The sequence below is a fragment of the Borrelia persica No12 genome, assembly GCF_000500045.1.
GTDB lineage: Bacteria > Spirochaetota > Spirochaetia > Borreliales > Borreliaceae > Borrelia > Borrelia persica.
In genome coordinates this window covers 1-8433 of sequence record NZ_AYOT01000057.1, presented here as the reverse complement: position 1 = coordinate 8433, position 8433 = coordinate 1, and the positions used below count along the sequence as shown (strand labels likewise).

Annotated in this window: 7 protein-coding genes and 4 pseudogenes; 4 read left to right on the top strand and 7 right to left on the bottom strand. The window is 30.6% G+C overall.

The features are described 5' to 3' along the window. Positions 1–89 precede the first annotated feature (89 nt). Entirely contained in the window at positions 90–1412 is a 1323-nt protein-coding gene (locus U881_RS0101115) for a BTA121 domain-containing protein surface lipoprotein (protein WP_024652983.1), read from the top strand. A 150-nt stretch (positions 1413–1562) separates the two neighbouring features. Here U881_RS0101115 and U881_RS0101110 read toward each other — a convergent pair whose 3' ends face one another. Next, on the bottom strand, positions 1563–2885 hold the full coding sequence (locus U881_RS0101110) for a BTA121 domain-containing protein surface lipoprotein (protein WP_024652983.1): 1323 nt from the start codon (positions 2883–2885) through the stop codon (positions 1563–1565). A gap of 471 nt (positions 2886–3356) precedes the next feature. Next, positions 3357–3497: pseudogene (locus tag U881_RS13820) on the bottom strand (variable large family protein); the annotation flags it as partial. On the opposite strand from U881_RS13820, the gene U881_RS13660 reads away from it, so the two are divergent. After that, positions 3448–3852, top strand: coding sequence for a variable large family protein (locus U881_RS13660; RefSeq protein ID WP_024652982.1), 405 nt, complete (start codon positions 3448–3450; stop codon positions 3850–3852). The pseudogene U881_RS13820 and the gene U881_RS13660 overlap by 50 nt on opposite strands. Before the next feature lie 138 nt (positions 3853–3990). Further along, positions 3991–4293 (top strand): annotated as a pseudogene (locus tag U881_RS13655) (variable large family protein); the annotation flags it as partial. Positions 4294–4422: 129 nt separating this feature from the next. Here the strand turns inward: U881_RS13655 and U881_RS13480 are convergent. From U881_RS13480 to U881_RS13475, 4 genes and pseudogenes are all read right to left on the bottom strand, one after another. After that, on the bottom strand, positions 4423–4551 hold the full coding sequence (locus U881_RS13480) for a hypothetical protein (RefSeq protein WP_268744143.1): 129 nt from the start codon (positions 4549–4551) through the stop codon (positions 4423–4425). A gap of 422 nt (positions 4552–4973) precedes the next feature. After that, positions 4974–6029, bottom strand: coding sequence for a variable large family protein (locus U881_RS0101075; protein WP_084538403.1), 1056 nt, complete (start codon positions 6027–6029; stop codon positions 4974–4976). Between the two features lie 447 nt (positions 6030–6476). Next, a pseudogene (locus U881_RS13650) lies at positions 6477–6860 on the bottom strand (variable large family protein); the annotation flags it as partial. After that, a pseudogene (locus U881_RS13475) lies at positions 6857–6974 on the bottom strand (variable large family protein); the annotation flags it as partial. The pseudogenes U881_RS13475 and U881_RS13650, both read right to left, overlap by 4 nt. Positions 6975–7204: 230 nt before the next feature. Here U881_RS13475 and U881_RS0101045 point away from each other — a divergent pair. Continuing rightward, a complete protein-coding gene (locus U881_RS0101045) occupies positions 7205–7999 on the top strand; it encodes a hypothetical protein (RefSeq protein WP_024652978.1) in 795 nt (264 codons plus the stop codon). Here the strand turns inward: U881_RS0101045 and U881_RS12515 are convergent. Beyond that, positions 7971–8433 (bottom strand): hypothetical protein (locus tag U881_RS12515; RefSeq protein ID WP_038363180.1); only part of this gene is annotated, 463 nt, incomplete at its 5' end. The two genes, U881_RS0101045 and U881_RS12515, sit on opposite strands and share 29 nt — an antisense overlap.

The following is an 8433-nucleotide window of genomic DNA, read 5'->3' as shown; positions in this document are numbered from 1 at the left end:
AACAAGTACTGTCATTGTTATTACTGCCATTTTAAATAATATATAAATATTCTTGCATTGTTTTTAATTTGAAAAGGAGATATTAAAATATGAAGTTAATAGATTATGCTTTAATATTATTGTTATTATTGTTAACAATAATAACAATAATATTGGTAAGTTGTCAGCCTCAAAGTTCTGCTCCTGTAGGAGTGGACTCAGGTGATTTGTGGAGAAGGGATAATAGAGATCTGATAGAAGAGGTGAAATCAATTGATACATTACTTGATACATTTAATTTATCAGATGAACATAAGGAAGTAGCTAGGTATTTAAGAAAGGCATTAGTAGATACTGCTAAAACATATAGTAATGATACGTTTTATGATCTATTGTCTAAATTAGGTGCTGATCGAGTTGAAACAATTGTGAACAATATGTTAGTAAATCATCATTTACGTTTGTTTTATCAAGCTAGCAAAACTATTAATAGTATTCAAGATTCTAATGTAAAGGAAAATTTGGATCGTAGGTTAAAAGAAGAGGAAGGAAAATATTTAGTGGCGTTAAGAGATTATAGCGATATCAGTCTTACTCTTGATCAAAGATATAGTAATCTTTCAGGTAATAAGAATGTAAGTTTTGATTTTCAGATTATTATTAATGATGCAGATACAGAAGTAGCAAGACAAGCAGAAATAGAGAGACAGGCAGAGGCAGGTAGACAAGCAGAGACAGAGAGACAAAAACAAGCAGAAATAGAGAGGCAAGAAAAAACAGGACTAATTCAGAAGTTACAAAACATAGCTAGTTCGGTTGAAAATGTATTTACTGTTCATAGTTCTCCTGAACCTGATGATATGTATGGTATACTACAATTATTAAATGAGCTTGACTTTCGTTATATAGCTGATTTAGAAATTATGCGAAGAAGATTAATTTACTTAGCTTTTGATTATGAACGTGAAGTTCTTGTATTTTTTGGTACATTTTTAAATAAGTATTTTGCGTATTATGATCGTAAGAATGCTGTTCTTGTCTATACTGTTCATGGGGTTATGCGCAATCGTTTAATTAGTGTTTTAGATAATTTAAGAAAATTTTCTGAGCTGTATTACCTAAGCTCATTTAGTAATCTAAGAGAGAAAAAATCTGGTCTTGATAAGTTAGAGCTTGAAGATTTAAAGACACTGAAACAACAATTTAATTTGCTTGAAGGAGAAAAGCAGAAATTAGTTGCAATAAAAAATCAAATAAGAACTGATTATAATGCTGATGTAGGTGGTATTAGAACTGTTTCTGGTAATTCTACACAAGTATTGCATGACTATTTAACAGATGCAACTCGTAATTATGAAGTAAGATTTAATAATGCAGTAGACAAAGTAAAGCAAGTGAATGATGTTATTATTGTTATTTTAAATAAAATATAGATATTATTAGATTTTAAAGTAATATTATGAAGAAAGAAGAATTATAGTATTTTTTATACTAATAACAATTAAACTAGTTTAATTGTTATTAGTATAAAAAATACTATAATTCTTCTTTCTTCATAATATTACTTTAAAATCTAATAATATCTATATTTTATTTAAAATAACAATAATAACATCATTCACTTGCTTTACTTTGTCTACTGCATTATTAAATCTTACTTCATAATTACGAGTTGCATCTGTTAAATAGTCATGCAATACTTGTGTAGAATTACCAGAAACAGTTCTAATACCACCTACATCAGCATTATAATCAGTTCTTATTTGATTTTTTATTGCAACTAATTTCTGCTTTTCTCCTTCAAGCAAATTAAATTGTTGTTTCAGTGTCTTTAAATCTTCAAGCTCTAACTTATCAAGACCAGATTTTTTCTCTCTTAGATTACTAAATGAGCTTAGGTAATACAGCTCAGAAAATTTTCTTAAATTATCTAAAACACTAATTAAACGATTGCGCATAACCCCATGAACAGTATAGACAAGAACAGCATTCTTACGATCATAATACGCAAAATACTTATTTAAAAATGTACCAAAAAATACAAGAACTTCACGTTCATAATCAAAAGCTAAGTAAATTAATCTTCTTCGCATAATTTCTAAATCAGCTATATAACGAAAGTCAAGCTCATTTAATAATTGTAGTATACCATACATATCATCAGGTTCAGGAGAACTATGAACAGTAAATACATTTTCAACCGAACTAGCTATGTTTTGTAACTTCTGAATTAGTCCTGTTTTTTCTTGCCTCTCTATTTCTGCTTGTTTTTGTCTCTCTGTCTCTGCTTGTCTACCTGCCTCTGCCTGTCTCTCTATTTCTGCTTGTCTTGCTACTTCTGTATCTGCATCATTAATAATAATCTGAAAATCAAAACTTACATTCTTATTACCTGAAAGATTACTATATCTTTGATCAAGAGTAAGACTGATATCGCTATAATCTCTTAACGCCACTAAATATTTTCCTTCCTCTTCTTTTAACCTACGATCCAAATTTTCCTTTACATTAGAATCTTGAATACTATTAATAGTTTTGCTAGCTTGATAAAACAAACGTAAATGATGATTTACTAACATATTGTTCACAATTGTTTCAACTCGATCAGCACCTAATTTAGACAATAGATCATAAAACGTATCATTACTATATGTTTTAGCAGTATCTACTAATGCCTTTCTTAAATACCTAGCTACTTCCTTATGTTCATCTGATAAATTAAATGTATCAAGTAATGTATCAATTGATTTCACCTCTTCTATCAGATCTCTATTATCCCTTCTCCACAAATCACCTGAGTCCACTCCTACAGGAGCAGAACTTTGAGGCTGACAACTTACCAATATTATTGTTATTATTGTTAACAATAATAACAATAATATTAAAGCATAATCTATTAACTTCATATTTTAATATCTCCTTTTCAAATTAAAAACAATGCAAGAATATTTATATATTATTTAAAATGGCAGTAATAACAATGACAGTACTTGTTATGAATACAAAACAATCACATCTGTTTTTTACAAAAAAGCAACTATATTGAACTTACCTCTTCTCTTGGATATTTATAGCTATAAACAATCAATGAAAAGCTTATAAAACACAAATATAATAAAACTTTATTTTTCAAAATATTTCTCACACCATACAGACAAACCACTAATATTGCCTAATAAAATTTATTATCTTTAACCAATATTAATTAATTATTGAAATTAACTAAAATTATATTAATATTATATGTTGATTATATTCAAAAATCAAGAATACAAAATAGTTTAAAAAAACCTATATGGGATATTGAATATTGTGACTATCATTTTCATTATTCTAATAACCGTTAAGTATCCATTTCCTAATTATGAAATTCATCATCATTTTTTAGGTTCTGATGTGTTACTATCAGAACTTACAGGAGTATCATTTGCATCAATTTTCTCGCCGTCTTTAACAGTCTTAAGTCCCATGTCAATTGTTTTCCTTACTGCTACAGTTAACATATCTAATGCTTCAGTAGATGAATTAGGTTTTGATATTGTTAAATCGGGGGATAAAAAAAGTGAGGTAGGTAAACATTTTGAGAAGATAAAGAAAGGTTTGGAAGATACTAATAATAAATTAAAAGAGCTGTCAGTTGATATTTCTGGGACAAAGAACGCTGATGGTAGCACAGTTGAAACTGTTAAGGGTGTGATTAAGAGAGCAAATGATTTTTTTGAACAATTAATTGGTGCGTTAACTAAATTGGTTGGTGTAACTAATGATGTTAGTACTGACATTGGTGCTGCAGTAACTGCTGGTGCTGCTATTGGTGCCGAAGAAGCTAGTATTAAGACTATTATTGCAGAAGTTAAAATATTATTGAAGTAACAGAGAAATGTGGAATAAAGATTGAAACGGGAACTGCTGGTAATTCAGTAAATGTTGCTGCTGCTAGTGCTACTGCTATGCACTTGGAAGTAATAATACTGGTTTTGCTGGAGCTGGGGGGGTGATAAGCTAGCATCTGAAGTATCAAAAGCAGCTCCTTGGGCAAGGATAGATAAGATTAAAAATTCTACGACTAATACTGTTGCTCTTGCTGGTAACGATAAAGACGCTGGAACATTGGCTATACTGGTGCTAATGCTGCTTGATGCTAATGGTGCTGGAGCAAAGAGTAATGCAGACTTAGCAGCAAAAGCTGTAGCTCTTAAAGCAATTACTAAGAATGGTAAATTTAGTGCAGCAGCGGCAGATATTGAAACAATTAAAGGGCTAGTGACACTGCTGCTGAATATGCTCCTGTGGTTAAAGGGGGCACAGCAGTAAGTGCATCACCAATAACATTATTCCCCAAAAAACGCCAAAAATCTCATAAAACCCTTGCCCGATCTTAACCAAAGAACCTAAAAAACTATTCCTCTTCTCTAACCCTCTTTCTCTGCTAATAACCCACTATTACATACATCCCATAACTAACATATACCCCCCCCGGACACTAATTCCAATAATGCGTCTAATGCCTCTCATCTTCCCACTACCCCCTCTAATTTCTTCTTTATCTCTAATACCTCTAATCCCTCTCATAACCCTTTTTCCCTCCTTAATCTATAAAAAATTCCCACCTATCTTTAATCCATGTATCATCTAAAGATCCCATCTCTCTAAATCGAATCGCATAAATAAGATAAGCTAAACCAAATCTTCTAAATAAGCTCATCTAAATAAAATCTCCATCCTAAAAAAACTTATCTTCTATCTTTAGAATAGAGCTCCTATCTTTCATAAAGAAGTTAGCTCTTCTATTCACTTAAGAACTTCTCTTTCTATCTACAACATTACTTCAACAGAAAAAAAGCAAGAAAAATGAATGAAACGCACATATCAAATGCACACATGATAAATTAATGCTTAATAATAAAACATCTCCCCTGTATGCATCATAAAAAACAAGAGAAATGTTTCCTTAAAATAACTTTTTTTCTTTACTGATTTTTATCGGTAATTATTTATTGTGGTCCACTAGCTGCTGCTTCTACTGCCTTATCTTCTTGTTTCACTGTAGCTAATGCTGCATTTATCTCCTTTAAACCACTATCAATAGTATTTCTTATTCCTATTATTAGTGCACTTAGTGTCTTACTAACTGCACTCGCTGCCACACCGTTAATAGCATTAGCAGACTTGTCTTCACCAGTTTTAGCAACAAATTTTCCATTCTTAGACATTGCTCTTAAGGCTATCCCTCCTGCAACAACCGCATCCTTTTGATGTTCTTTAAGATCCTTAGTCTCTTTCTTAGCTACAGCAATTTCTGCTGCATTCTTTGCTTGATCAATCGCAACCTCATTATTAACAACTTCATCAGAACTAACAATAGCTCGCAAAATATCAGCACCACTTACTGCTCCTACGGATGCACTTGCGGCTGCAGCTTGTTGTTCTGTTCCATCAGTTCCGTTAGCACCAAGTAACTTACCAATAGATTTTTTTTCCGTGTCTCCAGTCTTAGTAGCATTTGCATTTCCTTCGTCCTTTTTTAAAACTACGTCAACTATTTCTTTAATTCCTTTAACAAGTGCGTTAACACTTGATACTTCCCCAGGAACAGCATCCTGACCAGCAATAGCACCACCAATAACATCACTACCTACAGCCCCTTTTGCTGCTTCCTTTGCTCCTTCTGCAATTTTATCTATAGTTGCAATAAAAGCAGCAACCTTTTCTTTTATCTTTCCATAATGTCCATTCTTATCTAAAATTTCGTTTAATCTTGTCTTGGTTGTTTTCATAGTGTTTTCAATATCACTAAAATACTTCCCTATATCACTCTTCTTAGTATCCGCTTTTATCCCCAATGTCCCACTCACCATATCCCCCCAAATTACAACAAATACTTTCAAAAATCCTTTCCCTAAATTCGCTATAGAACTTAAAAACTCATTCTTTGCTTTCTCTTCTGCCAATAACCCACTATTACATCCCATAACCATAACTAAACTGAATATAATAATTTGTTTAACTATTCTCATCTTCCCACTACCTTCTATCTTTTCTTCATTCATTTTTATTTCTCTAATTTCTCTCATCTACTTTTTCCCTCCTCTAAATAAGCTCTCCTAACTTCTAAAAAAGTTACTCGGTCTAAATGATTTTTTCTTCTTTTTTTTAAAAGATTCCCTCTCTTCTTTAAAGAGAATCTCTTTCTCTTTTTAACTTCACTCCAACAGAAAAAACGCAATAAAACGAACAAATGATATTCACACATAATAAATGAATGCTTAATAAAAAATATAAAAGAAATATATTAAATCAATGAAATCTAACAAGAAAACATCTCCCTGTATGTCTCAAAAAGACAAAGAGAAGTGTTTCCTTTAAATGACTTTTTTTACCTTACTGATTTTTATTGACAATTACTTATTATTGTCCACTAGCTAAACTCTCTGCTTCCTTATCTTCTTGCTTAATTGTAGCTAATACTTCATTTATATCTTTTTTAAACCACTATCAACTGTGTCTCTTATTCCTATAATTAGAGTGCTGAGTGTCTTATTTACTGCACTTATATCAGCAAGCTTTGGCATCCTGCTGTTTAATAGCATTACCAATAGAATCAACACCCACTAGCACCCAGAAGCCTCAATTTTAGCTCCTTCTTCTATCTTCCCTATAGTTATGATAAATGCATCAACCTTTTCTTTCACCTTTTCATAATTCCCATTCTTCTCTAAAATCTCGTTTTAATTTTGCTTTAGTTGTCTTCATTATCTCAGCAAATCTTTGTAAAATAAGCACCTATCTCTGACTTCTTTGTATCTGCCTTTTTTATTCCCAATGTCCCATTCACCATACTCCAAAATCACAAAAACATCTAAAAATCCTTTCCCTAAATTCGCTCACTAACCAATTTATTAACCGTACTCTCTACTCCCGGCAGCATTAGGATTCTCTTCTCTTTTCATATCAGCTACAATTTGATCAAACTTATTCTTTATCCCTTCTACAGTCTCTTTTAACTTTCTTAAAGTTGACACAAACTAACTCAAAATGATAAAATAAAGAATAAAAAAAGGAGAATTAATGATAAAACAACAAGAGTATGTAAGGTTAAAGCTAATTTATCAAAGAAAGTTCTAATAATCCCTAAAAATAAAAAGTTACGGATCTTATCAAGAGATACAACAAAAATAATGTTTGGTTGATCAAAGTATTTCTTACATTAAAAAGGATTATATTTATGAATAAATTTTTAAGAATATTAGGTACATTAATAATCATATTGATAATTAATTGTAAGACTCATTTAGAAAAACCTTTAATCAATGATAGTTTAGGCAAGAATAACAGTATGTCAAATGATCAAACAACTAAAGCAGAATTACCAGAAGAAGAAATTTCAATTATTAAAAAAGCATCAGCACAAGAAGTTTTAAAGCTAATAGAAGAAATTCTAGAAGAAAAGCTAAATTCTGAAGAAAAGAAAGCTTTTGTTTTTTTAAAAAATACTTTCCTAAATCCTAATAATAGTAAAGATATTGAAAACTTTGACGACCCCTTTAAGGATTGCAATAAACCATTTTCAAAAGTAAGTTTTAATAATTTCTTATTGTATTCGGGGCTTAATAGAATTAAAAACATTCTTGCAAATATTATAAAAACAAAACAAGCTGAAAAAGAAGCAATACAGGCTATAGAAAATTATAATAAGCAAACTGAACATCTACAAGACAACCTTAAAATTTCAGCAATAGATATTGAAAAGATGCAGCATTGGTTTGATTATCCCTTATACATTAAATTAATTTCTTGTGCTTATTCTGACAATCATGATGATTATTATAATACTTTTTATGAAGGTTTAATGAATAATAATAAAGTTTTACACATTTACAACTTAGCTAAAAAGGATGCAGAAGAGGTTTTGACATATGTAAAAAAATATCAAAATTCATACCCAAACAATAATTATTCGATAATAGAGAAAGATAGCGGTTTGATATTTTTTAATAAAAAAATACATTTGGAAAATTAATATAAAAACTTAAAATGAATAAAATTACAGAAATATTAAATATATCATCATTAACAATTATTATATTAATAATCAGTTGCGATACTAAATCAACAACTCCACCAAAAACAAGAACAGCAACAACTTCACCAAAAACAAAAACAGAAACAACTCCACCAAAAACAAAAACAGAAACAACTCCACCAAAAACAGAAACAGAAACAACTCCACCAAAAACAGAAACAGAAACAACTCCACCAAAAACAAAAACAGAAACAACTCCACCAAAAACAGAAACAGAAACAACTCCACCAAAAACAGAAACAGAAACAACTCCACCAAAAACAAAAACAGAAACAACTCCACCAAAAACAGAAACAGAAACAACTCCACCAAAAACAGAAACAGAAACAACTCCACCAAAAACAGAAACAGAAACAACTCCACCAAAAACA